The sequence below is a fragment of the Rhodocaloribacter litoris genome (genome assembly GCF_011682235.2).
Taxonomy (GTDB): Bacteria; Bacteroidota; Rhodothermia; order Rhodothermales; family ISCAR-4553; genus Rhodocaloribacter; species Rhodocaloribacter litoris.
In genome coordinates this window covers 1,057,560-1,083,351 of record NZ_CP076718.1, presented here as the reverse complement: position 1 = coordinate 1,083,351, position 25,792 = coordinate 1,057,560, and the positions used below count along the sequence as shown (strand labels likewise).

General features: G+C 66.4%; 22 protein-coding genes. 12 read left to right on the top strand and 10 right to left on the bottom strand.

The window, feature by feature from the left end; all coding sequences use genetic code 11:
• The first annotated feature begins 25 nt into the window (after positions 1-25).
• Positions 26-1,249, top strand: coding sequence for a site-2 protease family protein (locus tag GQ464_RS04555; RefSeq protein WP_228350593.1), 1,224 nt, complete (start codon positions 26-28; stop codon positions 1,247-1,249).
• A gap of 23 nt (positions 1,250-1,272) precedes the next feature.
• Here GQ464_RS04555 and GQ464_RS04550 read toward each other — a convergent pair whose 3' ends face one another.
• The gene (locus GQ464_RS04550; RefSeq protein WP_166975830.1) at positions 1,273-2,115 is read right to left on the bottom strand and encodes an SPOR domain-containing protein; all 843 of its coding nucleotides are present in this window, start codon (positions 2,113-2,115) and stop codon (positions 1,273-1,275) included.
• Positions 2,116-2,310: 195 nt separating this feature from the next.
• Here GQ464_RS04550 and GQ464_RS04545 point away from each other — a divergent pair, with 195 nt between their 5' ends.
• Positions 2,311-4,410: a thioredoxin domain-containing protein gene (locus GQ464_RS04545; protein WP_166975827.1), complete on the top strand. Its 2,100-nt coding sequence runs from the start codon at positions 2,311-2,313 to the stop codon at positions 4,408-4,410.
• Positions 4,411-4,431: 21 nt separating this feature from the next.
• Here GQ464_RS04545 and GQ464_RS04540 read toward each other — a convergent pair whose 3' ends face one another.
• A complete protein-coding gene (locus GQ464_RS04540) occupies positions 4,432-5,535 on the bottom strand; it encodes a DUF4097 family beta strand repeat-containing protein (protein WP_166975824.1) in 1,104 nt (367 codons plus the stop codon).
• Between the two features lie 176 nt (positions 5,536-5,711).
• On the opposite strand from GQ464_RS04540, the gene GQ464_RS04535 reads away from it, so the two are divergent.
• A complete protein-coding gene (locus GQ464_RS04535) occupies positions 5,712-6,344 on the top strand; it encodes a DNA-3-methyladenine glycosylase (RefSeq protein ID WP_166975820.1) in 633 nt (210 codons plus the stop codon).
• Here GQ464_RS04535 and GQ464_RS04530 read toward each other — a convergent pair.
• From GQ464_RS04530 to GQ464_RS04495, 8 genes are all read right to left on the bottom strand, one after another.
• A complete protein-coding gene (locus GQ464_RS04530) occupies positions 6,334-7,095 on the bottom strand; it encodes a ParA family protein (RefSeq protein WP_166975818.1) in 762 nt (253 codons plus the stop codon). The two genes, GQ464_RS04535 and GQ464_RS04530, sit on opposite strands and share 11 nt — an antisense overlap.
• A 22-nt stretch (positions 7,096-7,117) precedes the next feature.
• Positions 7,118-8,719, bottom strand: a complete 1,602-nt coding sequence (locus tag GQ464_RS04525; protein WP_166975815.1) for a CHAD domain-containing protein — start codon at positions 8,717-8,719, stop codon at positions 7,118-7,120.
• 125 nt (positions 8,720-8,844) lie between these two features.
• Positions 8,845-9,339, bottom strand: a complete 495-nt coding sequence (locus GQ464_RS04520; protein WP_166975812.1) for a SixA phosphatase family protein — start codon at positions 9,337-9,339, stop codon at positions 8,845-8,847.
• A gap of 110 nt (positions 9,340-9,449) precedes the next feature.
• A complete protein-coding gene (locus tag GQ464_RS04515) occupies positions 9,450-10,472 on the bottom strand; it encodes a hypothetical protein (protein WP_166975809.1) in 1,023 nt (340 codons plus the stop codon).
• A complete protein-coding gene (locus tag GQ464_RS04510; protein WP_166975806.1) occupies positions 10,469-10,909 on the bottom strand; it encodes a lasso peptide biosynthesis B2 protein in 441 nt (146 codons plus the stop codon). Before GQ464_RS04510 ends, GQ464_RS04515 begins: the two co-directional genes overlap by 4 nt.
• Positions 10,910-10,977: 68 nt before the next feature.
• Entirely contained in the window at positions 10,978-12,162 is a 1,185-nt protein-coding gene (locus GQ464_RS04505) for a FlgD immunoglobulin-like domain containing protein (protein WP_166975803.1), read from the bottom strand.
• Positions 12,163-12,608: 446 nt separating this feature from the next.
• Positions 12,609-13,826, bottom strand: a complete 1,218-nt coding sequence (locus GQ464_RS04500; protein ID WP_166975800.1) for a FlgD immunoglobulin-like domain containing protein — start codon at positions 13,824-13,826, stop codon at positions 12,609-12,611.
• A gap of 183 nt (positions 13,827-14,009) precedes the next feature.
• On the bottom strand, positions 14,010-14,510 hold the full coding sequence (locus tag GQ464_RS04495; protein WP_166975798.1) for a helix-turn-helix domain-containing protein: 501 nt from the start codon (positions 14,508-14,510) through the stop codon (positions 14,010-14,012).
• Positions 14,511-14,996: 486 nt separating this feature from the next.
• On the opposite strand from GQ464_RS04495, the gene GQ464_RS04490 reads away from it, so the two are divergent.
• The 9 genes from GQ464_RS04490 (at position 14,997) to GQ464_RS04450 (ending at position 25,779) form a co-directional block, all read left to right on the top strand.
• Positions 14,997-17,339, top strand: coding sequence for a polysaccharide biosynthesis tyrosine autokinase (locus tag GQ464_RS04490; RefSeq protein WP_166975795.1), 2,343 nt, complete (start codon positions 14,997-14,999; stop codon positions 17,337-17,339).
• An 87-nt stretch (positions 17,340-17,426) separates the two neighbouring features.
• On the top strand, positions 17,427-17,930 hold the full coding sequence (locus tag GQ464_RS04485) for a hypothetical protein (RefSeq protein WP_166975792.1): 504 nt from the start codon (positions 17,427-17,429) through the stop codon (positions 17,928-17,930).
• Positions 17,931-18,393: 463 nt separating this feature from the next.
• Complete coding sequence (gene rfbB, locus GQ464_RS04480) at positions 18,394-19,467, top strand: dTDP-glucose 4,6-dehydratase (RefSeq protein ID WP_166975790.1); 1,074 nt, start codon at positions 18,394-18,396, stop codon at positions 19,465-19,467.
• 3 nt (positions 19,468-19,470) lie between these two features.
• Entirely contained in the window at positions 19,471-21,267 is a 1,797-nt protein-coding gene (locus GQ464_RS04475) for an ABC transporter ATP-binding protein (RefSeq protein ID WP_166975787.1), read from the top strand.
• Positions 21,268-21,305: 38 nt separating this feature from the next.
• A complete protein-coding gene (gene rfbA, locus GQ464_RS04470) occupies positions 21,306-22,214 on the top strand; it encodes a glucose-1-phosphate thymidylyltransferase RfbA (RefSeq protein WP_166975784.1) in 909 nt (302 codons plus the stop codon).
• Positions 22,211-22,756, top strand: a complete 546-nt coding sequence (gene rfbC / locus GQ464_RS04465) for a dTDP-4-dehydrorhamnose 3,5-epimerase (protein WP_166975781.1) — start codon at positions 22,211-22,213, stop codon at positions 22,754-22,756. Before rfbA ends, rfbC begins: the two co-directional genes overlap by 4 nt.
• A 28-nt stretch (positions 22,757-22,784) precedes the next feature.
• Complete coding sequence (locus GQ464_RS04460) at positions 22,785-23,825, top strand: NAD-dependent epimerase/dehydratase family protein (protein WP_228350592.1); 1,041 nt, start codon at positions 22,785-22,787, stop codon at positions 23,823-23,825.
• Entirely contained in the window at positions 23,822-24,820 is a 999-nt protein-coding gene (locus tag GQ464_RS04455) for a glycosyltransferase family 2 protein (protein WP_166975779.1), read from the top strand. The genes GQ464_RS04460 and GQ464_RS04455 overlap by 4 nt, the downstream gene beginning before the upstream one ends.
• 50 nt (positions 24,821-24,870) lie before the next feature.
• Entirely contained in the window at positions 24,871-25,779 is a 909-nt protein-coding gene (locus GQ464_RS04450; protein ID WP_228350591.1) for a glycosyltransferase, read from the top strand.
• The last annotated feature ends 13 nt before the right edge of the window (positions 25,780-25,792 follow it).

The window sequence follows — 25,792 nt, the reverse complement described above, 5'->3', positions numbered from 1 at the left end:
CGTTTCAACGAGAGGAAAAGCGTACGTGGAACCCACAACCCGGACCGAGTTTTCGTATGTGCAGGACGGCCGCTTCGCCGGCCGCCGGGAGGCACCGAAGCGAAAGCACCGGGACCGCTACTGGCTGCACCTGCTGCTCTTCCTGCTGACGCTGGCGGCCACGGTGCAGGCCGGCGGTACGTGGGCCGGGCGGGTCCTGGTATACGAACAGGCCGGGCTCGGTGCCTTCCTGCTCGACGGGTTGCGCTTTGCCGTGGCGCTGCTGCTCTTCCTGACCGTGCACGAGTTCGGTCATTACGTGGCCGCGCGGCGACACGGTGTCGATACCTCGCTTCCGTACTACATCCCCGCGCCGTTCATCGGGATCGGCACGTTCGGGGCGGTGATCCGCATCCGCGAGCCGATCCCGAGCACGCGCAAGCTCTTCGACATCGGGGCGGCGGGGCCGCTGGCGGGCTTCGTCGTGGCCCTGGGGGTGCTCTTTTATGCCCTGGCCACCCTGCCCCCCCCCGCATACGTTTTCGACCTGGGGGGGCACGAGGTCCTGAAGGACTACGTCCGGCAGCACGGCACCTTCCCGGAGGAGATGTTGCCGGCGGATCCGGGCACCGAGGGGCTGCGCCTGGTCGTCGGGCAGACGCCGCTGTTCTGGTTACTGGCCCGGCTCTTTCCCGAAGTCCCGCCGATGTACGAGTTGTATCACTACCCGGTGCTTTTCGCCGGATGGCTGGGGCTGTTCTTCACGGCGCTCAACCTGTTGCCGGTCGGCCAGCTCGACGGCGGGCACATTCTCTATGCCCTGGTGGGGCCGGTGTGGCACCGGCGCCTGGCTCACGGCTTCTTCATGCTGCTGCTCGTCTCCGGCGCCATCGGCTTCATGGATACCGACGACGTGCTGCTGGCCGCCATCCACGAATGGGGCGGGCCGGTCCTGGCCTGGCTCCTCCTTTCGGCCATCCTCTTTCTCTACCTGAACCGGGTGTTCGAGGGCGACCACCGCATCATCGCGCCGGTGCTCTTCGGCATCATGCTGCTGGTGGCGGCCAGCCAGTGGGTGGGACCGGCGATGCAGCGCTTCGGCTACAGCGGATGGCTGGTCTTCTCGTTGCTGCTCGTCTTTCTGGTACGCGTCGAGCACCCGCCCGTGCTCCAGCCGGAGCCGCTGACGCCGGGTCGCCGGTGGCTCGGCTATCTCTGCATCCTCATCTTCTTCCTCTGTTTCAGCCTGCGCCCCCTCTACTTCGTCTGAGGGCTGGCTTCTTCGGGAGGGGATCAATGCCGGAGCAGCCAGGCACTCGGAGGCAGGACGTTTGCCAGCCGGCGCCGGGCCGACGTGGCGGCCTGCAGCGAGGTGAAGGGGCCGACAATGACGCGGAAGTGAACGACACCGTTCACCTGGCTTTCCAGGACGCCCGCTTCCAGGCCGTGCGGTTGCAGCAGCGTGCGGTAGCGGCCGGCCACCTGCACGGCGGTGTCCCGGTCCCGGAGGGAGGCCACCACGATGGTCCAGCCGCGCCGCGGGGGGAGGTCTTCCCGGGTGCGGGGCTCGGGCGCCGGGGTGCGAACCGTGTCTGCCGTGACGGCGGCCGGCGCGGCGGCAGTGTCGGGCAGGGCGGCGTGCACCGTGTCGGAAGCCGGCGGGCCGATGGGCAGGGTGGGCAGGGGCCGGGGATCCACCGCGACGGTGTCGGCGGCCGGAGGGAGCGGAGCCTGGACGTGCAGCGTATCCGGGATCACCGGAAGGGGTGGGGCCGGTCCGTCCGTCTCCGTACGCCTGCCGCCCAGGACCAGGCCGGCAACGAAGCCGATCGCACCGCCGGCCGGGATCAGGGTGCTGACGCCGAGCCGGGCCTTCTCGTGCGAGTCGCCGAAGAGCAGGACGCCGAAGCTCGTGAGGGTGCCGGCCAGGGCGCCGAGGGCCAGGCCCTGCAGGCCGCTGCCAAAGCGGGAACGCGGGGCGTCCTTCGCCGGCACCGTGCCGTGCGCGCCGGCCGGGATCTTCGAAAGGGTGGTCTCTTCCGGGGGCGCCGGTGCCGTGTCCGGGCGGGTGGCCCGGCAGCCGGCCAGCAACATCAGGCTCAGGCCGATGGCGAGCAGGGAAGGACGTGCCGTCATGAAGGTATGGTCTGGGCGGCGGAGGTGTCTCCGGTACGCCCGCCGGCCCGCCCATGTTCTCTCCGGCCTGCCCGGAACCCGCCGGGCCGGGAACGGGGCACAAAGCCGGGAGCGGTGCTTATAACCACCTTCCGGGCCGCGTCTCGTTCGACCGGTGCCGGTGGACCCTGCGACACCCGTTCTCCCATTCCGATTATGCCGCGCCCCAACCGTCTTGCCCGCGAACAGAGTCCCTACCTGCTCCAGCACCGGTTCAACCCGGTGGACTGGTTTCCGTGGGGCGAGGAGGCTTTCGAGAAAGCCCGGTCGGAAGACAAGCCCATCTTCCTGTCCATCGGCTATGCCACGTGCCACTGGTGCCACGTGATGGAGCACGAGTCGTTCGAGGACGAGGACGTCGCCGCGTTGCTGAACGAGCATTTCGTCTCGATCAAGGTGGACCGGGAAGAGCGGCCGGATATCGACCATCTCTACATGACGGTGTGCCAGATGATCGGCAATGCGTGCGGATGGCCGCTCAACGTAGTGATGACGCCGGAGAAGAAACCGTTCTTCGTGGCCACCTACCTGCCGAAGGAGAGCCGTTTCGGGCGGATCGGGATGCTGGACCTCCTGCCCCGGATCGCCCGGCTCTGGCGTGAGCGTCGCGACGAGGTCGAGGCCTCGGCCGAAGAGATCACCGCCGCGCTCCGGCAGACCACCCGCCCGCTGGAGGAAAACGTCGAGATGGACGGAGACTGGCTCCGGATCGCCTTTCACCAGCTCACCCGGCAGTTCGACGCACGGCATGGCGGCTTCGGCCGGGCCCCGAAGTTTCCCTCGCCCCACATCCTGCTCTTCCTCCTCCGCTACTGGAAGCGCACGGGTGAGCCGGAGGCCTTGCACATGGCCACGCACACGCTGCGGCAGATGCGCCTCGGCGGCCTCTTCGACCACGTCGGCTTCGGTTTTCACCGCTATGCGACCGACGCCCGCTGGGTGCTCCCGCATTTCGAAAAGATGCTCTACGACCAGGCACTGCTCGTCATGGCCTATGCGGAAGCCTACCAGGCGACCGGAGAGGCAGGCTTCGCCGGGACGGTGCGCGAGGTGCTCACGTACGTCCTGCGCGACATGACGGCGCCCGAAGGCGGCTTCTATTCCGCCGAGGACGCGGACAGTGAAGAGCGCGAGGGCAAGTTCTACCTCTGGACCGCCGGCGAGCTGCGCGAGGTCCTGGGACCCGAGGACGCCGCGTTCGTGATCGAGCTCTTCCAGGTGGAGGAAAAAGGCAACTTTGCAGAGGAGGCGACCGGAAAACGGACCGGGGAGAACATCCTGCACCTGGGGCGGCCGCTGGAGGAGACGGCGGCGGCGCAGGGGATACCCGTGGAGACGCTGTGCGCACGGTGGGAGCAGCTACGGCAACGGCTCTTTGCGCACCGGGCGCGGCGCGTGCATCCGGAGAAGGACGACAAGGTGCTTACCGACTGGAACGGGCTGATGATCGCCGCGCTGTCCGTGGCGGCCCGCGTCCTGGACGCACCGGCCTACGCCGAAGCCGCCCGGCGGGCCGCCGGCTTCCTCCTCTCGACGATGCGCACACCGGAAGGACGCCTCCTGCACCGCTGGCGGCGGGGCCAGGCCGGCATCCCCGCCCTGGCCGACGACTATGCCGCCCTCGTCTGGGGCCTGATCGAACTGTACGAAACGACGTTCGACACCACGTTCCTCGAAGCGGCGCTGGCCCTGAACCGCACCCTGCTCGAACACTTCTGGGACGAGGCCGCTGGCGGCTTCTTCCTCACGCCGGAGGACGGCGAGGCCCTGCCGGCGCGTCAGAAACCCGTCTACGACGGCGCCCTGCCTTCGGCGAACGCCGTCGCCATGTTGAACCTGTTGCGGCTGGCCCGGCTCACCGGGGATGCCGCCCTCGAGCGCAAGGCCGCGGCGCTCGGCGAGTGGGCCGGCTCCTTCGTGAAGCGGATGCCTTCGGCCTTCACCGGCTTTCTCCTCGCACTCGACTTTGCCGCCGGTCCCACCTACGAGGTGGTCGTCGCCGGCGACCCCGGGGCCGAGGACACCCGCACCTTGCTCGACGTGCTTCGCCGGACGTACCTGCCCAACAAGGTGGTCCTGCTGCGCCCGCCGGGCGATGCGGCGATCACCCGCCTGGCCCCCTTCACCGCCGCCCAGCACCCGGTGGACGGCCGGGCCGCGGCCTACGTCTGCCGGAACTTTGCCTGCCACCGGCCGGCGACGGAACCGGCGGAGCTGCTCGCCCACCTCGAAACGACCCGCAAGGGAGATGCCTGAGGGAGCCCGGAGCGCCGCCGTTCAGTGATGCGCCAGGGTGACGCGGCCGTGCGAGGTGCGTGCCGTGATCGGCGGGCCGCCGCGGCCCAGGCGACCCCGGGCCCGGTCTTTTTCGAGGTCGCCGGAAAAGGGACCGGCGCCGCCGAGGTGAACCCGCTCGCCGCGCAGGTCGATGTCGGCCGCAAAGGATTCCGGGAAACTCAGGTGGATGTCGCCGTGGCTCGTCTGAAGGGTCGCCTCCGCCGGTTTGACCATGAAGACCTCGATGTCTCCGTGGGCGTTGGCCAGGTCGGCCCGGCCTTCCAGCCGGCCGATACGCAAGTCGGCGTGCGAGGTGCGGGCTTTGAGGCCGGCGGTTTCGACGTCGCCCAGCGCGATGTCCCCGTGCGAGGTGTACGCCTCGAACCGGGTGGCGACGACCTCCCGCGCGGCAAGGTCACCGTGCGACGTTTGCAGGTGGACCACCTCGCCGGAGAGCCGGTGTGCGGACAGGTCCCCGTGCGAGGTCTGGAGGTGGAGAAGGTTGCCCTGCAGGCGACCGGCCTCTAGGTCGCCGTGGGACGTCCGGACACGGGCCTCTCCTTCGAGGTCTGCGAGGACGAGATCGCCGTGGCTCGTCGCGATCTCGACGTTGAAGCGGGTGGGAATGCGGATGAGCAGATCGAACTCGGCCCCGCCCACGTCGTCCCGGGACCAGCCCCCTCGCGGCGACGTGGCCGTAACGCGGACCGCGTCGCCCGTCTGTTCTATGCGGAAGTCCATCTCCTCGAAAACCTCGCGTGCCCGTTTCATGTCGGATCCGTCGAGCGTCAGGCGGATATGGGCTTCGTCGCCGGTGCCCGTCTCGATGACCACGTCCGTATGGGGCACTTCGACGAGGAGGCGCTCGCCGGGCTTCACCTTGAAACGTTTGTCGATAACCACCTCGCCGCCCGCGTCGTCATCGACCGGAAACGAGGCGACGACTTTTTCCCTGTGGACGGTCTGCCGCTTATCGAAGTCGACGTGCTCGACGGCGATGTACTCCTCGTGGGGCCGCAGCCGGTCCTGCAGGCTCTGGAAAACATTCAGGCCGCCAAGCACGGCGAGCGCGGCAAGGAGCAGGTAGATCAGCTTTGCTTTCATGACGCAGGGGGCTGGGTGACGGGGAAGAAGAGAGCATCTGCCGGCGTAAGACCGTCGCAGGGCCTTACGGGGCAGCAGCCTGATGGGTTACGGGCCCTCGGGAAGAATCCAGCTCTTTCATACAGTCAAAGCCGGCGACCATCGCTATAGCCGATCTGCAATTTCTCCAGTTTCCGATGCATCGTCCATCCCCGCTCGACCGTGACTTTTTTGCACGTTCCACGGTAGAGGTGGCGCGGGCGCTCGTCGGTTGCCGGCTCGTCTACGAGCATGCGGACGGCGTGCGGCGGGCTGGCACCATCGTGGAGACGGAGGCGTACCCGGCGGACGATCCTGCATGGCGGAGCTGGGGCGTCTTCGATCCCGTGGCGGAGCGGGTCCGCCCGGAGGGGCGTGCCCTGGACTTTTTCGGCCGCCCGGGCACGGCCTACCTCTACCGGGTACATGTGTACTGGCTGCTCAACGTCGTCACCGAGCCCGAGGGCGTGGCGGGAGGTGTACTGATCCGCGCCGTCGCGCCGGAGGAGGGGGTGCATGTCATGTGGGCGCGTCGCCCGGCGGCCCGGCATGAGGCCGGCCTGGCGGCCGGGCCGGGGCGGCTTTGCCAGGCTTTCGACCTCGACCGGCGGCATCACGGAGCCGACCTCACCCGGCCGCCGCTCTACCTGGCGCAAGGTGCGCCGCCGCCCGCCGTCGTGGCGACGCCGCGCGTCGGGGTGCGTTTCGGAAGGGACCTGCCGTATCGTTTCGTCATCCCCGGCCACCCGTGCGTCACACCGGTGCGGCATGGGAACCGTGTCAGGTCGTAGGGCCGGCCGGTTTCCAGAGGCGCCCGCGGAGTTCGGCCCAGAGGGCTTCATAGGCCTGCGCGGCCTCCGTACGGGGGGCATAGTGGGGCAGCGGGGCCTGCTCGACCCCCATGCGTTCGACGACGCTTGCATACGGGATGGTCGTTTTGAGGAAGTCGTCGCGGTCCAGGAACGCCGTGCAGACCTCCCGGTGCAGCCGCTTGCGCCGGTCCACCATGGTGAAGAAAGCAAGCACGCTGAGGTCGGGGAAGGGCTGGTGCTTCAGGTACTGGCGGAGCTGGGTGAACGTGCGCAGGGAGAGCGGGGTGGGCAGCAACGGCACGAGCAGCAGGCCGGCAATGCCGAAGATGCTCTCGGAGACGAGCGAGATGCCGGGCGGGCAGTCGAGGACGAGGTGGTCGTACTGCGGTGCGAGGGGACGCAGGAGCCGGCCGAGCCGGCGCTCCGGTTTTCCGGTCTCGTTCAGGACCAGGTCCATGTGGCGGTAGGAAAAGTCGGCCGGCAGCAGGTCCAGCCGTTCGAAGTCGGTGCCTTTGACGAGGGCTTCGGGGGTGATTTTGCCTCTGATGAGGTGTCGCAGCTTGCCGTCGATCCGGGGTTTGATGCGGAAGTAGAAGCTGGCGGCGCCCTGGGGGTCGAGGTCCCAGAGCAGCGTGCGGTATCCGTCGCGGGCGGAGAGGTAGGCCAGGTTGACGGCGGTGGCGGTCTTGCCGACGCCGCCCTTGAGGTTGTACACGGCGAGGAGCTGCATGGTGGAAGCGGCTGGGTGGGCGTCAGGAGGCCGGCCTGAAAAGCCGGGTGAAGCGGTCGCGGTTTTTGCGCCGGGTGAAGCGGTCGAAGCACGCGGCGAAGGCCTCGCGGGCCTGTCGCTGCCGGTCGGCCAGGTGGGCTTCGAGGCGTCCCATGGCCGTGAGCGTCTCGGCGGGGGCCGTTCCTTCGGCGGCCATCTGCCGGGCGAAGGTCTGGAGTGTTTCCTGCTGCACGGCGAAGTCCTGGTGCTCTCCGAGCACGTCCTGCAGGGCCTTGAGGTCCCTGACGAGACGTTTGACGGGTTTGGAAGGGAAGAGGGGGTGAAAGATTTCGAGCAGGTAGCGGAGCTTCTTGCAGGCGATGCGCAGGGCGTGGAGCGTTTCCGGGGGGGAGGCCGGGGTGACGGCGCGGCCTTTTTTCAACACCCGCCGGTAGGCACGCCAGATCCGCCGGGCTGCGACGTCGCGGATCGGGGCGCCGGCCTCCGGGGTCGGGGGCGGTTCAGGTACGGGAGCTTCCAGGAAGGTGCGCCAGTCGTGCACGAGGGCGGTGTAGCGGGGCGAGTCCAGCGCGGCAACCAGGGTGGCATGGGCCTCACGTCGCCGTCGTTCGAGGAAGGCGGCGAGCGGGTCCAGGTCGGGCTGGATGGGTGCAGGCAGGTGGCTGCGGTAGGCGTCCATGCGCAGGAGGTAGACGTCGAGGTCCCGCACGGAGCCGGTGATCTGGCCCAGCCACTTGAATTCGGCGCGGAAGGTCGCCAGCGCCTCCGGCGGAAAGAGGCGTTTGAGCTGGCCGAGCACCGTGCGGGTGCGGCGGAGGGCAACGCGGTAGTCGTGGAGGAACTCGGGGTCGCGTCCGTCGCGGAGGCCCGGCTCGTTGACCCGCAGGGTGTCGAGGAGGTGGCCCAGAAGGCGGCGCACGGCCCGGTCGGCGCGTTCTCCGGGTTCCAGACCGGCGCCGGGTTGGACGGCACGGCGGGGCGGGCGGCCCAGGGCGGCCCGGGCGAGTTCGAACTCGTGGGCCTCCGTTTCCGTGAGGTGCTTCCATTCCCGGAGAAAGCGAAGGAGTGCGCGTGTTGCTTTCGGGTAGCCTTTCACCGGGAACAGCCACACGAGCCCGGGCAGCGTGGCCGTCTGGTCCGTGTCAGGTGCCCGGACGGTGCCGGGGCCGGCAATCAAGAGCCGGGCCACGACCTTACCGGCGGGGTTGCGGACCTCCAGGCGCCGGGCGGTGCGTGCCACCTCGAAGACCGGCAGGAGGATCCGGGGGGCGATGACGGTCGCCAGGGCCGTGCGGAACGGGCCCGGCGGCAGGTCGCCGGCTCGCTCCGGAACCGACTCGACCGGGAGGCTGTGCTGCGGGGCCGGCGGCGTGTGCGTTTCCCACCGGAGTATGAAGGCGGGCCCGTCCCGGTGTGGAGGTGCCGGCGTTTCCACGAAGAGACCCCCCCCGGCCGCCTCGACGCGTCCGTCGAACGTGTCGAGGTAGCGGCGCACCAGCCGGAAGGGACCTTCGGCGGTGGTGCGGAAGGCAACCTGCAGGGCCTCGGCCAGGGTTTCTTGGCGCGTCCGCGCCGGGACGTCCGCAGGTTCGGCCAGCAAGAACGTGCGCAGGCGATCCGGCATGCTCGGAAAATCGAAGAACGGCGGGGGGTTCCAGGGCGGTATGCGCCGGGTGAAGGTACGGTACCCGCGAGGGAATCGGAAAGGTGCCCGGGGCCGCATCCGGAGGCCGGCCAGGGGACGGCACGTCAGGGCAGGGCCTTCGGGATCACCAGCCAGATCAGGGTGCCCTGGCCGAAGGCCGCGTCGGCCCAGTGGGCGACGTTCAGGTCGATGCGGGCCAGAGCGGCGGTCGGAAAGCGGAGCGTCCCGCCGCCGATGAAGGCGCTGATGGTCTGCGACCAGGCGGGTTCGTGCCCGACGAGCATCAGCCGGCCGGTGTCATCGGTTTCCTGGCGCACCTCGCGCAGCAGGTCGTCGGGCGCCGCTTCATAGAGTGCCCGGGTCACCCGGACCGGGCAGGCCGGCCAGGCTCCGGCCTCGGCTGCCAGTTCCAGCGTCGCCCGGGCCCGTACGGCCGATGAGGTGATGACGGCGTCCGGGTACTGCCCGATGCCCGCAAGGAAGCGTCCCATGCGCCGGGCAGCCTTCCGCCCGCGTTTCGCCAGCGGGCGCTCGTGATCGTGGTCGTAGGCCGCTTCCCAGTCGGATTTGCCGTGGCGGAAGAAAAGAAGGGTTTTCATGGCATCGGAGGTCCAGGTTTCGGATTGCAGGCTATCCGCCGCCGGGTTGGGTCAAAGGATTGTGCGTGTTGATGGGCGCTCAACGCACCCGAAACCGTGTCGGTTCGTCTTCAGAGGTGTTTGAGGAGCGGGGTCAGGAGCGTGGCGACCTTCGCGGGATCGTCGTAGAGGTCGCGGCCGGCCTGGAGGCGGTAGGGTTGGACCTGCGAGGCCAGGCGCTTGAGGGTGGCGAGGTGTCGCCGGGCCAGGTGGCGGTCGCGCAAAAGGAGGGTGGTCTGACCGAGCAGATGCAGCAGGGCCTTCGAGGCCGGCAGAGGCTGGAGCTCGCTGTCCGGGCGGTCGGCGAGCTCGGGGATGACCAGCACGCGGGGCAGGCACCGGGGGGTATAGCGACCGGGAAAGAGCACGTCGACGTCGAGGTGGTGTTTTTCGACGACGAAGGGGGCGGCATCCGGGCGGGCGGCGAGGCCGGGGAAACGGCGGAGCGTGTCCGGAAGGAGGCGGAACTGCGTGCCCAGGCCGAGGGCTTCGACGCCGGCGGGTTGCTCGTGCAGCAGCAGGATGTCGTCTGAGAGAAAGCGCCATCCGGCGCAGACCAGGCCGGTGGCCAGCGTCGACTTGCCGCTGCGGCTGTGGGCCGAGAGGAGCACGCCGGCCTCTTCGTGGACAAGGCAGGCGGCATGCAGTAAATAGAGGCCGCGGGGCTGGAAAAGGATCAGCAGGCTCAGGATCAGCAGGTCGAAGAGGGGGCCGGGATGGGGGACGCCCTCTTCGTCATAGATCTCCGAGGCAAGCCGGAACGTGGCCGTCCCCTGCGCCGGGGCCAGTTCGACCGTAGAGTCGTCGAGGCGCAGGTAGAGCGGCTCCGCTGTTTTCCGGCCGGTACGGGCCGAGAGTACTTCCACTCCGCGCTCATGCGTATCCACGAGGACGGCATCCGGAGGGACCGCGCCGAGGGTGCGGGCAAAGCGCAGCGTCAGCCCCCCGGCTGCCCCGCCGGTCGCCGGATGGGCCCGCAGCAGACCGAGCAGGCGACCCACGGCGGTGTGGAGGATTTCCTCGTCGGTGTGGATCGTCAGGGCGAGGCCATGGAGTTTGTAAGTGCGGGAGCGTTCGGCAGCGAGACGGTTCACGAGGGCGTTTCGGGGTAGGCGTAGAAGGTGGTGAAAGCGTTCTCGGGTGGCGTCAGGCCGGGGACGGCCGTGCCGTCGATACGAACCCAGGCGTGCCCGTCGAGCCCGTGCTCGTTTTTGCGGGCACCGATGAAGATGCGGGTCGGGTAGCCCCATCGTCGGCCGAAGTGGAAGAGGACGAGCGCGTGAGGCAGGCAGAAGTCGCGGCGGAGGGTGCGGCGGAGCAGGCCCCGTGTGATGAGGTTCAGGCGTTGCCAGTCGCCGCCCGGCGTGGGGCGGGGACGTGCGTCGAAGAGGCGTACGAGCCGGGGAATGGACACCCGGCTCTTGACCAGGGTGGCCAGCGTCACCAGCCCGAGGATCTGTAGCCCCCACCACAGATCCCGCAGGCGGAAGCCGCCCAGCCGGCGGTGCCACTGCCGTATGCGACCAAACACCCGTGCTTCTCGTTTTCTGGCTGTCGGGGAAAGCATCGAACGCCGGGTTGCGTCACCGGTTCGGCGGGTCAGCGGACGAGGGTCATGAGCCGGCCTTCGGTATGGCCGCCGGCCTCCAGGTGGTAGAGGTAGACGCCACCGGCCACCGCGTCGCCTGCTTCGTTGCGGCCGTCCCAGGAGGCCCGGTGACGGCCGGCGGGCCGGAAACCGTCGACCAGGGTGCGCACCGTGCGCCCGAGCAGGTCGTAGACCGTCAGGCGGACGGGACCGGGCCGGCCCACGTCGAAGGTGATTTCGGTGGGTGGGCTGAACGGATTGGGGAAGTTCGGGTGGAGGGTGAACGGCCGGGGGGAGGCCGGGTCCGGGTCGGTGCCGACGCTGATTTCCTCGAGGACGACGCCGAGGTCCGTCACGTCGCCGCCGCTGACCGTGATCGGATCGGGTTCGAGGTCGCCGTCGGCGTCGTAGAAGCCGTAGGCGGCGACGACCTCGCCCTCCTCATCGTCCCAGTTGATGGCCAGCGGCCAGTAGGTGCCGTCGCGCACGTGGTTGAAGGTGAACGTGGCGTCTTCCTGGATGGCCGCGGCGGCGTGGATGCGCCACGACCGTCGGTCGACGACGTAGCGGTCCAGCAGCAGCACCACCGTCTTGTCCAGGTCAAGCTCGCCCGTCATGCCCGTTTTCGGGCGGGCAACCGTTTTGGCGGGTACGTAGGGGGCGGCTCCGGCCCAGACGGCTCGTTCGAGTTGCTCGGCCTGGGCTTCGAGCACCTCCCAGACGACCTGTTGCAGCCGGGCCCGCTTCGCCGAGGTGCGCGTGGCGGTTCCGGCGGCGATGGCGACCGTCCCGCTCACCCGGCGCGTGCCCATCTCGGTTGCGGTCGAATAGTTGAGGGCGAAGGGGCGTTCCATCGTGCTCCCGTCGGCGGCTTTTACCCCGTAGACGAAGAAGGAGAAGTCCGTGCCGGGGGTGTGTTGGAGGGTGAAGAAGACCACCGTGAGCTTGCCGTCCTCGTCCTGGTCGTGGCCGAAGACGGTGAGGCGTGTCGAGTCGATCGGGGACCAGGTGAAGCGTTTGACGAAGACCGATCCGAACTGGGGCAGCGGTTTGCTCAGGTTGAAGACGACGACTTTGGCCAGCGGCACGCCGGCCTGCCCCTCGGCCGGGTCGGTGGAGACGATGGACAGGGGTTGGGCCCGGCCCGGCAGCGCAAGAATCAGCCAGCCGGTAAGGAATACGACGGATCGCAGCATGACCATTCACTACGTAATAGTTGTGTCGGGAAAGGTAGCAAAGCCCTCTTCATTACACAATGGATTGAGGCAAAGGAAAGTGAGGGACGGGAGGTGCCAAGAAAGCGGGGCCGGCCGCTTTCCAGCGTGCCGGCCCCGGGGGACTGCGTACGGGTTCAGAATGTCGTATCGGGTGTGCGCGATACGGTGCGGTTCGGACGTTCCGGTGTGCATCCGGAGCCTAGCATTTCGTCCAGAGGCATATCGAGCCCGCCTGAATTTTCAGCGTGCCGGACTGGGTGATGGCCGGCGGTTCGTACGGCTTCTGGGAAGCCGTCGGACTCTGTGCGGGATGCAGGTCCTTGTTTTCTTCTCTATGCAGGTTCATGGCTTCTATTCCTTTTTATGAAAGGGGTTTACAGGGGGCAGGAATACCGTCCGAGGATATTCCACCGCCGCTGCATGTCTCATTTGAGCAGGGTCATATGCCGTGTCTGGACGAAGGTGCCGGCCTCCAGGCGGTAGAGGTAGACGCCGCTGGGCAGCAGGGCGCCGCGGGCGTCACGCCCCGCCCAGGAGACCGTGTGGGAGCCGGCCGGCAGCTCACCCGAGAACAGCGTGGTCACCTCACGGCCCAGCAGGTCATAGACGGCCAGGCGCACGGTTGCAGCCTCGGGCAGCATGAAGCGGATCGTGGTAGTGCCGTGGAACGGATTCGGGTAGTTCGGCTCCAGGGCAAAGCTTTCCGGTGCCTCCAGCGTTTCGGTACCGACGGCGTACAGGTACAGCTCGGGGTCGATCCGGACCGTGTGATCGCAGAGGTCGCTGAAGTGGACGAAGAAGAATGAGCGGCCGGGTCCTGGGGCTACCAGCACGAGTTTCACCTCGGTCGGCGCATCTTCTTCGTCACCCGTCCAGGTGTACTTGAGGCATCCTACGGTACCGGGAACGCTGCATTCGAACATGCCGGGACCGACGAGGGAAGCCATCGTTCCGGTATCCTGCACGTCGCTGAGTTCGAGGTTGGTGTTGCTGAACAGCTCGATGCGCTGCAGGCCGAGCGGAGCCTTGAGGGTCGCGGAGCCCGTGCCGTCATGGTGTTCGGTGATGTTGCCGTCCCAGGAAGGCAGGTCGGCCGGGTCGACGCCGACGCAGAGGTCACCCGTCGTGCAGACCGGTCCGTTGATGCTGCCGGTACCAGCCTGCTGGGACGGGCCACCCGAACCACCCGACTTGACCCCGACGGGTACCGGTCCGATGGCGAAGTCCATATTCAGCGTGAAGGAGAAAATGCGACTGTCGCCGCCATCGGTGCCGTTGTCGTCGAAATCGTCCTCGACTTCCCATTTGATGCCGGTGATGGACGTACCGCCGCCGTCAGGGCCTTTCTCAACGTCCCCTATGCCGGCATCGGAGGCGCCGGGCGTGTAGGCGATGACTTTGGAAAGGTCCATGCACAGGCCCAGGATCCAGTGACTCAGATCTTTGCCGCTGGTTTCCGTGACGCGGTAGCTCCAGGTGTAGGTACCGTTACCGTTGTCTACCTTCCCGAGGAATTCGATGGTGATGGTGGCTGCGCTGTTGTTTGTGGTAATGACCGTGCTCGTCTGGGCAAAGGAGGGGATTGCCGGGCATAAGAGCAGGGCGATCAGTGCGGCAACACCGCTACGTAGCAAAGGGTTCATGGCCGGGTTCCAGTGTTAAGGGGCAGGGATGGGAACGATCATCATGCCCGACCAGCACAGATAGGTTTCTGGTGAGATGATGGCGGTTCGCAGGTTCCGGGTTTAAAATCATTGGGCGAACCTTAACCCAATATGCGTGAAAAAACGGGTGTTGGCAAATGCGGGAGCGCCGGTTAAAAAAAGTTACAGTTTCCCGGGGGGCGGGTACGTCCTGCCGGCAGGGTAAGCGGTTTGCTGAAGGGTTGCGTCGCGTGTCGTCTTGCCATTTCTTCTTAACAGTCTGGCCCGGTAGGTTGTGGCGGTGCAGCCGGTATAGCGCTTGAAGGCCCGGGCAAACGATTCCGGGTAGGCGTATCCCACGGCCCAGGCGATCTGCAGAATGCTCAGTTCCGGATGGTGCAGCAGGCGTTTAGCCGCCTCCAGGCGTCCCCGTTCGATGTAGCGCCGCATGCCAAGGCCCACATGGCGTTTGAAGCGGCTCGAGATGTTGTGGTTGTTGAGCCCGCAGTGCCGGCATACTGCCGCCACGTCGAGGGTCTCTTCAAACAGGTGCTCGTGGATGTAGGCCAGCGCTTTCCGTACGGGAACCGGCAGGTCTACCTCCCGGCCGGCACGCCGGAGCTCGGCGAGCGTCTCGTGCAGGACTGCCTGGATGTGCCGTTGCTCGGTGTACAGTGAGATCATAGGTGCATAGGTCCGGGATCGGAGAGCCGGTTGCCTCTTCGGGCGACGACATCTGCAAGGAGGATGCCAGAAGAGACCAGGGCACACGGGCCGCGTTGAAAGCGGGGACACGTCCCAGGATGAGACGAGAAACTGATAAAAGCCTGAAGAGACCGGCTCAAGCTGAGATCGAAAAGCCTTGCAGGATCATCCGTGTTTGGGTTGAGGGTCCCGTCTGAACCGGCCGGATCGGGGGACTCCGGAAAAATTGTTAGGACATCGGCATCAAAAGCGCTATACTTTCAGTATATTGATGGTTCATGAAGTGAAAACATGGCCGGGCTATGCCTGCCCCGTGCTGCTTCGACCTTTCAGCGGTGTTGTGTTCGGCATAGGCTTTGTGATTCGATCTTTTCAACGGTAGCTACGTAACACGGGGCGATGGTGCCGGACGGGCACCCTGGTGTCTCAGGTCGTCTGATCTCCCCATTTCTTGAGTGACTGCTTATGGCTTCAGTTTATCGCAGGCGTAGTGGAGGACCGGATGGCTATGCCGGTGGCCTGGACGGGGGCGAGGGGGCCTATTACGAGGCCATGCCGGCCCCGAGCGGCCGGGCCCAGATTGAAAACCTGCTGGACCTGCTCTACCGCCGTCGCTGGCTCATCATCCTGGCGTTTCTGGTCGTTGCCGGTTCCGTGGCCGCGTACACGTACACGCTGGAGCCGGAGTATGAAGCCGCGAGTTTCGTGATCCTGGACCTGCAGGGGCGGCGTACCACCACCGCAACGACCACCTCGCCGGCCGGCTTCGACGACAACCTCTTTGCCCGAAACGATCGGACGTTGATGGGCGAGATCCAGCTGCTTTACCTGTCGGACAGCCTGCACCGGCGGGTCCACCGGCGGCTTCAGCATGAGCAGGAGACGAATCCCGAACTGGCCGGGGTTGCCCTGAGCGGCTACCCCCGGTTCGAGCCGGAGGGCCGGGACGGCAACAACATCATCCGCATCACCGGGGTCAGCACCTCGCCCCGGGAAGCCATGCTCCTGGCGAACCTCTACGCGGAGGAATACGTGCACCTGACGCAGGAGGCGAGCCGCGCCCACATCACGGCGGCGCGTAAGCTGCTGGAGGAACAGGAGCAGAAACGCCTGCAGGAGCTGCAGGAGGCCGAGGCCTCCGTGCAGGCCTACCTCAGCCGGGAAGGCGCCGTCGGGCTCGACCAGGCCGGCAGCTACCTCGTCCAGAAGATCGCCGAACTGGAGGCACAGCGGGACGCCGCCCGCATCGACTTGCAGACGCGCCGGGCCTCGCTCCAGGTGCTCAAGGAGGAGTTGAGCCAGATCAGCCCGCGGCTGGTGCAGCGCATTGCCTCGAACCTCGATGAACAGCTCCGCCAGGTGCGCGCGCAACTCACCGAGAAAGAACTGGACCTGGAGAATTATCTCCGCCGCAATCCGGGGCTGAGCCCGGACGATCCGCGCCTGGCCCCCCTCAACCAGGACATCCGGCGGTTGCGGAACAAGCTGGACGAACTGTCCCAGCAGTATTTCGACGAGGTGACCGCCACCGGCGGGGTTTCCGGTGGGGAAGCCGGGCTGTCCTACGTCACCAACCTCCGGCAGCAGGTCGCCGAGGCCGAGATTGCCATCAGCGAGCTGGAGGCTAAGATCGGGGTGATGGACCGGCGCCTCCAGGAGTACCAGCGTGAGCTGCGCACGATCCCGCAGCAGGCGCGGGAGATGACCGAACTCGAACGCCGGCGCCAGTATGCCGAGCAGATGTACGCGGCGGTCGTATCCCGGCTGCAGGACGTCCGCGTCACCGAGGAGTCGGAGCCGGGCTATGCCCGCGTCCTCCGTGTGGCGAAGCAGCCCGCGGAACCCGTGCGCCCGGACCGCATGCGCTATCTCGTGCTGGGGCTTTTCTTCGGCCTGCTCGCCGGGCTCGGGCTGGCCATCGTCCGAGACAAGCTCGACAACCGCTTCTTCAAGCCCGAGCAGCTTCGTCACCGGGGGTACAAGGTGCTGGGGACCGTGCCGGATCTCCGGCCCATGATCAAAGAGGAAGCCCGCGGCAAGGACTTCATCGAGCGGGACGGGCAACGCCTCGCGACCGGACTGGTGACGCTGCTCAACCCGATGTCGCCGGTGGTCGAGTCGTACCGCCACCTGCGGACCAACATCCAGTTCAGCCGGCCGGACGTTGTCGTGGAGACCATCGTCGTCACGAGTGCCAGCGTGGAGGAGGGCAAGTCCACCACGGCCGCCAACCTGGCCGTGGTCATGGCCGAGGCCGGGCGCCGTACCGTGCTGATCGATGCCGACCTGCGGCGCCCCCGCATTCACCAGCTCTTCGGCCTTGAAATGGGGCCGGGCCTGGCGCACTTCCTCGCGCGCGACCCCGCCTTCGACGAACGCCTGGTGCGCTCGAAGATCGACAACCTCTGGATCGTTCCGGCCGGCAAGGTGGTTTCCCGCTCGTCGGAGCTCTTCGCCACGCGGAGCATGCGCGACCTGCTCGAGACGTTGCGTGCACAGTTCGATGTCATTATCATAGATACACCGCCGGTGCGTGTGGCCACCGATGCGGCGCTGCTGGCTACCCAGAGCGACCTCGCGCTGCTCGTCGTGCGGGCCGGGCACACCAAGGAAGGCGAGTTCGACTTCGCCGTGGAGTCGCTCGAGAGTGTCGGGACGCCGACGATCGGAACCGTGCTCAACGGCTTCAACGTGTCCATGGCCTACGGCTATAAGTACCGTTTTCGCCACTACGATCGCTATGCACAGTATACCAGCGAATACGGTACCTACGGCTATCGCGACGTGAAGGCCCTCACGGAAGGCTGAACAACCGGAGACGCCCCTGTCCGTTTTATCCGGCAAACCACTGCGTTTCGGGCCTGCGGTGTTGTGCCCTAAGGAGCTTCTTTTACCATGCGTATCCTCTGTATACTGTCCCTGCTTCTGGTGACCGGCCTGGCGACGCTGCCCGCGCAGGGGCAGGCGTTCGGGCGCCACAACAGCATCACCGCAACGGGGACGTCATACCATGTCTTCACCCAGCCTGGTGATGCAACCATCCAGGTGCTCGTGGTCGGGTCGGCGAGCACCGGCATCTATGAGGTCAGCGACGGCACCGATCTGGGCCGCCTGCTCGCGCTGACAGGCTTCTCCATGGCACCCGGCGGGCCGGGGCAGTCCGTCAAGTATCGGATCAAACTTTTCCGGGAGACGGGAGGCGGGCGGCGCGAAGTGCTCTATGACGAACCTATTGAGCAGATGCTGGCTCATCCCGGCGCCTATCCGGTTTTGCAGGAGGGGGATATCGTCATGGTCGAGTCTCGCGTGCGGCAGGGCTTTCAGTGGCGGGATGCGCTGACCATCCTGACCAGCATCGGAACCGTTGCCCTGCTGGTCGAGCGGCTGCGCAATCTCTGACAGAGCGCTCAGATACAATCCGTACCCTCATGTCATCTCGACGGCCGAAGAGAGAAAAGATCTCCTCCGGGTATCCCTGCACGCGTGTCTCGGGGGAGTTGAGCCGGAGGGCTTCCTCGTCGCTGGCACGCTTCGGCAGTCTGTCGGACGTGTATACGGCGCGTTCGGGTTTCAATGGGAAACAGCGCCGTGTACACGGTGAGGTCGGAGAAGGCATCCGCATGCTGTAGCATCGATGGAACCATACGATCGGGCCGGCGGTCTGCCCGTCATTTCTTGACGATGTGTTAAGGGACCGCCTGTTTCGTCGATGTGTTAGCATTGTAAGTTGTGTCCGTATCCGGGTTTGGACAGGCCGGGAATCCGCCCTGTTTTCTTCGGAACCGTACGGAGCGGTCGGTTTTCATCTCGAGATGTAACCGACGTGGCGGAGCCGTGCCCGCTTTGCATTCTTAGCATGAAGATGAAACAAGTCATTCTGGTTACCGGCGGGGCCGGGTTCATCGGCTCGGCGCTGGTGCGCCGGCTGATCCGCCGCACGGGCTACACCGTCGTCAACGTCGACAAGCTGACGTATGCGGGCAACCTGAGCACGGTCGCCCCGGTGGCGGACGACCCCCGCTATCACTTCGAACGGGTGGACATCGCGGACGCGAAGGCCGTCGCCCGGCTGTTCGCCACCTACCGCCCCTGCGCCGTGATGCACCTGGCGGCCGAGTCGCACGTGGACCGCTCCATCGACGGGCCGGCGGCGTTCATCCACACGAACATCCTCGGCACGTACACGCTCCTCGAAGCGGCGCGTCACTACTGGGAAGGCCTCGATGCGGCCGGCCGGGCGGCGTTCCGCTTCCTGCACGTCTCGACGGACGAGGTCTACGGCATGCTCGGCCCCGAGGGCTATTTCACGGAGGAGACGCCCTACCGGCCCAGCTCGCCCTATTCGGCCAGCAAGGCGTCCTCCGACCACCTGGCGCGGGCCTGGCACCACACCTACGGCCTGCCCGTCCTCGTGACGAACTGCTCGAACAACTACGGCCCGTACCAGTATCCCGAGAAGCTCATCCCGGTGGTCATCCTGAACGCCATCCAGCGCAAGCCCATCCCGGTCTACGGGCGCGGCGAGAACGTGCGGGACTGGCTCTACGTGGACGACCATGTGGATGCCCTGCTGACGGTGCTCGAGCACGGCACGCCGGGAGAGACCTACAACGTGGGGGGCCGCAGCGAGCGACGCAACATCGACGTGGTGCGGGCCATCTGTGCGCTGCTCGACGAGCTGGCGCCCGACCCCGGGGTGCCGCGGCACGAAGACCTCATCACGTTCGTGCAGGATCGCCCCGGCCACGACTTTCGCTACGCGATCGACCCGGCGAAGATCGAGCGGGAGCTGGGCTGGCGACCGGCGGAGACCTTTGAGACCGGCCTCCGAAAGACCGTGCAGTGGTACCTGGATCACCTGGACTGGTGCCGCGAGGTGACCGACGGCAAGTATGATCTGCGACGCCTGGGCCTGGCCGGCGTGACGAACGACTGACCTATGCTCGAACGCCTGAACCTCATACGACCGCTCTTCAGCCGGCAGGACAAGCTCAAGTACCTGGGCCTGCTGGTGATGATGATCCTGGGGGCCTTCCTCGACGTGGTGGGCATCGGGGCCGTGCCCGCTTTCGTGGCCACGCTGGCCGTCCCGGAGAAGGTGATGGCGATCCCGGCGGCCGCCTCCATCCTGGAAGCGCTGGACATCACCACTGGTCGTGAGCTGGTGCTCTGGGGCGCCGGCCTGCTGATCGTGGTCTTTCTGTTCAAGAACCTCTATCTCTACGGCGTCTACTACCTGCAGGTGCAAGTTACCGAGTTTCACCGGGTGCGCCTGGCCGACCGGCTCTTCCGTGCCTACCTGCGCGCGCCGTGGGAATTTCACCTGAACCGCAACACGGCCGAGTTGCTCCGCAACATTACCACGGAGACGAAGGAGATCATGACCGGCGTCATCAACCCGCTCCTGACCTTGACGATGGCGGGCATGATGACCCTTTTCACCGTGGTGCTGTTGCTGGTGACCACCCCGGGTATTGCGGTGGTGGGGATCGCACTGGTTGGCGGGGCGAGCTGGGGTTTCCTGCGCATCTTCAAACACCGGTTGCAGCATTACGGCATCGAGGCCAAGCACGAACGAAAGGAGGTCATCAAGGCTGTCACCCAGGGGCTCTCGGCCCTCGTAGACATGCGTGTGCTGGGACGCGAGCGTTACTTCGAACAGGTTTTTCACCGCAGCGTGGCTAACTTTGCCCGGGTCATGCGGCTACACCAGGTGATTCGCCAGGCCTCGCCGAACGTGCTCGAGATGGTGGCCGTGGTGGGGTTGCTGGGGATCGTCATGGTGCTGGTACTGGTCGGGACGGACGCGGCCTCGCTGGTGCCGATGCTGGCGCTCTACGGGGCCGCCATCGTGCGGCTGCGCCAGAGCATCGGGCAGATGGTGGGCAGCATCAGCCAGATCCAGTTCAGCGGGGCCGCCATCCCGCACATCGTCGAGGACCTGCAGCGGCTGGAGGGGCCGTCGTGGAAGCGCCAGAAGAAGCAGCCGCCCCCGCCGCCGCTAGCCTTCGAGCGTGTGATCCGCGTCGAGGACGTCACCTACACCTATCCTGATGCCGGCCGTCCGGCGCTCCACGGCGTCACGCTGGAGGTCCGGAAAGGCGAGTCGGTGGCGTTCGTCGGCAGCACCGGCTCGGGCAAGTCGACCCTGGTCAACGTCATCCTCGGCCTGCTCCGGCCGCAGCAGGGGCGCGTCACCGTCGACGGGGTGGACATCCACGACAACCTCCGCGGCTGGCTCGACCACGTCGGCTACGTGCCGCAGGTCATCGTGCTGCTCGACGACACGCTCCGCCGCAACGTGGCCTTCGGCATCCCGGACGGCGAGATCGACGACGCGAAGGTGTGGGCCGCACTCGAAGCCGCCCAGCTGGCCGACTTCGTCCGGAGCCTGCCCGAGGGGCTCGACACGGTGACCGGCGAGCGGGGCGTGCGCCTCTCCGGAGGCCAGCGCCAGCGCGTCGGCCTCGCCCGTGCCCTCTACCACAACCCCGACGTGCTCGTCCTCGACGAGGCCACGGCCGCGCTCGACAACCAGACCGAACGCCGGGTCATGGAGACCATCGAATCCCTCAAGCGGGACCGCACCGTCCTCATGATCGCACACCGGCTGAGCACCGTCCAGCGCTGCGACCGCCTCTATTTCCTCAAGGACGGTCGCATCGACGCCACCGGCACGTTCGACGAGCTCGCTGCCTCGCACCCCGAGTTCCAGCAGATGGCGGAGGTGGTCTGACGCGCCCGGGGCGCATCTCCACACGCAACGACAGCACCATGCAGCGCAAAGGCATCATCCTGGCCGGCGGCTCCGGCACCCGGCTGTACCCGATCACCCGCGTCGTCAGCAAGCAGCTCCTGCCGGTCTATGACAAGCCGATGATCTACTACCCGCTGACGACCCTCATGCTGGCGGGGATCCGTGACATCCTGGTCATCTCCACGCCGCACGACCTGCCGCGCTTCCGAGAGCTCCTGGGCGACGGCAGCCAGTGGGGGCTCCACCTCGCCTACGCCGAGCAGCCGCGCCCCGAGGGGCTGGCACAGGCCTTCGTCATCGGCCGGGACTTCATCGGGCGCGACCCCTCCTGCCTGATCCTGGGCGACAACATCTTCTACGGGCACGGCCTGCCCGAACAGCTCCGCCGGGCGGCCGCACGCACCGAGGGCGCCACGGTATTCGGCTACTACGTCCGCGACCCCGAGCGGTACGGCGTCGTCGCCTTCGACGAGGCCGGCCGGGCCGTGAGCATCGAGGAGAAGCCCGCACGCCCGAAGTCGAACTACGCCGTCACCGGCCTGTACTTCTACGACAACGACGTGCTCGACATCGCCGCCTCGCTGAAGCCCTCGGCACGGGGGGAGCTGGAGATCACCGACGTCAACCGCATCTACCTGGAGCGCGGCCGGCTGCACGTCGAGCTGATGGGGCGGGGCCTGGCCTGGCTGGACACGGGCACGCACGATGCCCTGCAGCAGGCAGCCCTGTTCGTGCAGACCATCGAAGCGCGGCAGGGACTCAAGATCGCCTGCCCCGAGGAGGTGGCCTTCAAGCTCGGCTGGATCGACGCCGGGGCGCTCGAACGGCAGGCGCAGGCGATGGCCAACAGCGCCTACGGCCGCTACCTGCTCCGCCTCCTCGCCGACCCCCGCCTGCACCCCCTCGACGCCTCCCCGACCGCATGAAGGTACACCGGACCGAACTCGACGGCGTCCTCCTCATCGAGCCGGACGTCTACCCGGACGAACGAGGCTACTTTCTGGAGACGTGGCAGGCCCGTCGGTATCATGCATGCGGGTTGCCGGAGCAGTTCGTGCAGGATAACGTCTCTTTCTCGCACAAAGGGGTGCTCCGGGGCCTGCATTTTCAGAACCCGCGCCCGCAGGGCAAGCTCGTGACCGTTCTCCAGGGTGAGGTGTTCGACGTGGCGGTGGATCTGCGGCGCAGTTCCCCGACGTTCGGCCGGTGGACGGCCGCCATCCTCTCCGGCGCGAACGGCCGGCAGCTCTACGTGCCCGAGGGTTTCGCCCATGGCTTCGTGGTCCTCAGCGAGACGGCCCTCGTCCATTACAAGACCACCGATGTCTACCATCCGCCCGGCGACGGCGGCCTCCGCTGGGACGACCCCGACCTGGCCATCGCCTGGCCGGTGAAAGACCCGATCCTCTCCCCCAAAGACGCCACCGCGCCGTACTTGCGGGACGTGCCCCCCGAGCGGTTGTTTTGAGGGTCACAGAAAAGATCACCTAAAACGTGTGTATGCATTGAACGATCAGCCGCATCTGGAGCAGGTTCACGCCGGGAAGGCCATCCTCGTGACCGGCGGTGCCGGCTTCATCGGAAGCCACCTCGTCGGGCAGTTGCTTGCAGCGGGTGCCAGCGTCACCGTCGTCGACAACTTCGACCCGTTTTACGACCCGGCTATCAAGCACGCCAACATTGTCTCCCACCGGGACTACGAGCGGTACCGGCTCGTGGAGGCGGATATCCGCGACCTGGAGGGGCTGCGGAAACGGCTTGCGGGAGGGTACGACGTGATCGTGCACCTGGCGGCCCGGGCAGGCGTGCGTCCCTCCATCAAGGCGCCGGTCGAGTATCAGCAGGTCAACGTCAACGGGACGCAGAACCTGCTGGAACTGGCGCATGAGTGGGGGGTGCGGCAGTTCGTCTTCGGTTCGTCCAGCAGCGTCTACGGGGTCAATCCCAACGTACCCTGGCGCGAAGAGGACCACGTGCTGCGGCCCATTAGCCCGTATGCGAGCACGAAGGTGAGCGGAGAGCTGCTCGGGCACGTCTACAGCCATCTCTACGGCATCCGGTTCATCGCCCTGCGCTTCTTCACGGTCTACGGCCCGCGTCAGCGTCCCGACCTGGCGATTCACAAGTTCGCCCGTTTGATGCTCGCCGGCGAACCCGTCCCGCTCTTCGGCGATGGCCGGACGCGGCGGGACTACACCTATATCGACGACATCGTTGCCGGTATCCGGGCGGCCATGCACTACGACCGAACGAACTACGAGGTGATCAACCTGGGCAGCAACCGGGCCATCGGGCTGCTCGAGATGGTGGACGCGATCGAGGAGGAACTGGGCGTTCGGGCCCGGCGCGTGCACCTGCCGGCACAACCCGGCGAGGTTCCCCAGACCTGGGCGGACATCGGGCGTGCACGGGCGCTGCTGGGGTATCAACCCACCACCGGGTTTCGCGAGGGCCTGCGTGCTTTCCTGGCCTGGCTGGAGCGGGCCCGGAGCGCTCCTCCCTGGAAACGCATTGCCTCTATCTCCTGGAGCCTGTGAACACGGACGTTGCCGATCAACTGGCCGGGGCGAGACGCGGCCTTGGAACCCCCGATTCCGAACAGGCGGTGGCGCTGTCCATCGTCGTCCCGGTCTACAACGAACGGGAGTCGATCCGGCCGCTCTGCGAGGCCATCGTGCGGGCCGTGGCGCCGCTGGGGTACACCTTCGAGGTGTTGCTGGTCGACGACGGCAGCACGGACGGCACCTTCGAACAGGCGCTCCAACTGGCCCGGCAGGACCGGCGGTTGCGCCTCATCAAGCTGAGCAAAAATTTCGGGCAGACGCTTGCGCTCTATGCAGGCTTCGAGCAGGCACGCGGGGACGTCATCGTGACCATGGACGGTGATCTGCAGAACGATCCCGAGGACATCGGCCGGCTCGTCGAAAAGGTCTACGAGGGCTATGACCTGGTGGCCGGCTGGCGGGAGCAACGCAAGGATCGCCTGATTTCCCGGAAGATCCCCTCGCGCATTGCCAACTGGTTGATCCGGAAAGTGATGGGTACGCCCATCCGGGACAACGGCTGCGCCCTCCGGGCCTACCGGGCCGAAGTGATCAAAAAGTTCCGGTTGTATTCCGAGATGCACCGGCTCTTGCCGACGATGCTGGCCCTCTCGGGGGCGGCCATTGCCCAGCTCAAGGTGCGCCACCACCCCCGGAAGTACGGGCATTCGAAGTACGGGCTCTCCAGGGTCTACAAGGTCTTGTTCGATATCATTGCCCTGAAAACGATCATGACGGCTTTCCGGCTGCCGTTTTTCGGATTCGGTATCACGTCCCTGCTCTGCCTGGCCTTCAGCGTGGCAGCCCTGGGATTCAGTGGGGTTCACGTGATGATGCATCCGGAAAGCACCGCGTACGTGTACCTCGGCGTAGGCATGCTCTGGGGGTTGCTCGGCGTCGCGTTGTTGCTCTTCGGTGTGCTCTGCGGGCTGGTCTACACCCGGGCGAACTTTCGTGCCGAGCACCTTTTGAAAGTTGACATTCTCTGAATATGGACAATGCGGTTGCATCCGGGGTAGCGTTGTCGGTGGTGATTGCCGTGCGCGATCCCGAACGGATCCCGCCGATCGAGCAACTCTACGTTGACTACAAGCGGCAACTCGAGCAGACGGGACGGTCGTATGAGTTCATTTTCGTCATCGAGGGCCGGCATCCGCGCGTTTTTGACCCGCTCATGCGGTTGAAGGAGCAGGGTGAGCCGGTGAAGATCCTGGTTTTTGCAAAGTGGTACGGGGAGGCCACGGCGCTGAACGCCGGTTTCGAGCAGGCGACAGGCGACGTCATCCTCACCCTGCCGGCTTACCACCAGATCGACCCTGCGGTGATCCCCTCGCTTGTGAAAGGGCTGGGAGAGAGCGACATGGTGATCGTACGACGCTGGCCGCGCGTCGACAGCCGGCTGAACCGGCTGCAAACCCGGTTTTTCCATTTTATCCTGCGGAAGTTGCTCGGGGTCACGTTTCAGGACCTGACGTGCAGTGTACGCGTGATGAAGCGGGCCGTGATCGAAGAAGTGCACATGTACGGAGACCAGCAACGGTTTTTCCCGATCCTGGCCGGCAGTTACGGTTTCAAGGTGGTGGAGGTGGAAGCACCGCAGGCAGAGCAGGATGCCTTCTCCAGGTATTTCCCGGCCGGGGTCTACATCCGGCGGTTGCTGGACCTGTTGTCGATCTTCTTTCTGGTCAAGTTTACCTCCAAGCCGCTTCGTTTTTTCGGGCTCAGCGGGCTGTTCGTTTTCCTGGGCGGGGTGCTTTTCTCCGTCGTCCTGGTGGTACAGCGATTGTTCCTGGGAGAGGGGCTGGCGGATCGCCCGGCACTGCTCTTTGGCGTTTTGTTGATCGTGCTGGGCGTGCTGCTCTTTGCGATCGGGCTGGTCGGAGAGTTGATCATTTTCGTCCACGCGAAGGACCTGAAAGAATACCGGATCGAGCAGATCGTCAATTAGGGTACATCCTGTC

What these genes read in the sequence shown, in the direction of transcription:
- GQ464_RS04490 (WP_166975795.1), top strand. Translation starts at nt 14,997, where the DNA reads ATGGCTTCAGTTTATCGCAGGCGTAGTGGAGGACCGGATGGCTATGCC.
- GQ464_RS04550 (WP_166975830.1), bottom strand. Translation starts at nt 2,115, where the DNA reads ATGACGGCACGTCCTTCCCTGCTCGCCATCGGCCTGAGCCTGATGTTG.
- rfbA (WP_166975784.1), top strand. Translation starts at nt 21,306, where the DNA reads ATGCAGCGCAAAGGCATCATCCTGGCCGGCGGCTCCGGCACCCGGCTG.
- GQ464_RS04530 (WP_166975818.1), bottom strand. Translation starts at nt 7,095, where the DNA reads ATGCAGCTCCTCGCCGTGTACAACCTCAAGGGCGGCGTCGGCAAGACC.
- rfbB (WP_166975790.1), top strand. Translation starts at nt 18,394, where the DNA reads ATGAAACAAGTCATTCTGGTTACCGGCGGGGCCGGGTTCATCGGCTCG.
- rfbC (WP_166975781.1), top strand. Translation starts at nt 22,211, where the DNA reads ATGAAGGTACACCGGACCGAACTCGACGGCGTCCTCCTCATCGAGCCG.
- GQ464_RS04545 (WP_166975827.1), top strand. Translation starts at nt 2,311, where the DNA reads ATGCCGCGCCCCAACCGTCTTGCCCGCGAACAGAGTCCCTACCTGCTC.
- GQ464_RS04475 (WP_166975787.1), top strand. Translation starts at nt 19,471, where the DNA reads ATGCTCGAACGCCTGAACCTCATACGACCGCTCTTCAGCCGGCAGGAC.
- GQ464_RS04520 (WP_166975812.1), bottom strand. Translation starts at nt 9,339, where the DNA reads ATGAAAACCCTTCTTTTCTTCCGCCACGGCAAATCCGACTGGGAAGCG.
- GQ464_RS04500 (WP_166975800.1), bottom strand. Translation starts at nt 13,826, where the DNA reads ATGAACCCTTTGCTACGTAGCGGTGTTGCCGCACTGATCGCCCTGCTC.
- GQ464_RS04485 (WP_166975792.1), top strand. Translation starts at nt 17,427, where the DNA reads ATGCGTATCCTCTGTATACTGTCCCTGCTTCTGGTGACCGGCCTGGCG.
- GQ464_RS04540 (WP_166975824.1), bottom strand. Translation starts at nt 5,535, where the DNA reads ATGAAAGCAAAGCTGATCTACCTGCTCCTTGCCGCGCTCGCCGTGCTT.
- GQ464_RS04495 (WP_166975798.1), bottom strand. Translation starts at nt 14,510, where the DNA reads ATGATCTCACTGTACACCGAGCAACGGCACATCCAGGCAGTCCTGCAC.
- GQ464_RS04505 (WP_166975803.1), bottom strand. Translation starts at nt 12,162, where the DNA reads ATGCTGCGATCCGTCGTATTCCTTACCGGCTGGCTGATTCTTGCGCTG.
- GQ464_RS04525 (WP_166975815.1), bottom strand. Translation starts at nt 8,719, where the DNA reads ATGCCGGATCGCCTGCGCACGTTCTTGCTGGCCGAACCTGCGGACGTC.
- GQ464_RS04535 (WP_166975820.1), top strand. Translation starts at nt 5,712, where the DNA reads ATGCATCGTCCATCCCCGCTCGACCGTGACTTTTTTGCACGTTCCACG.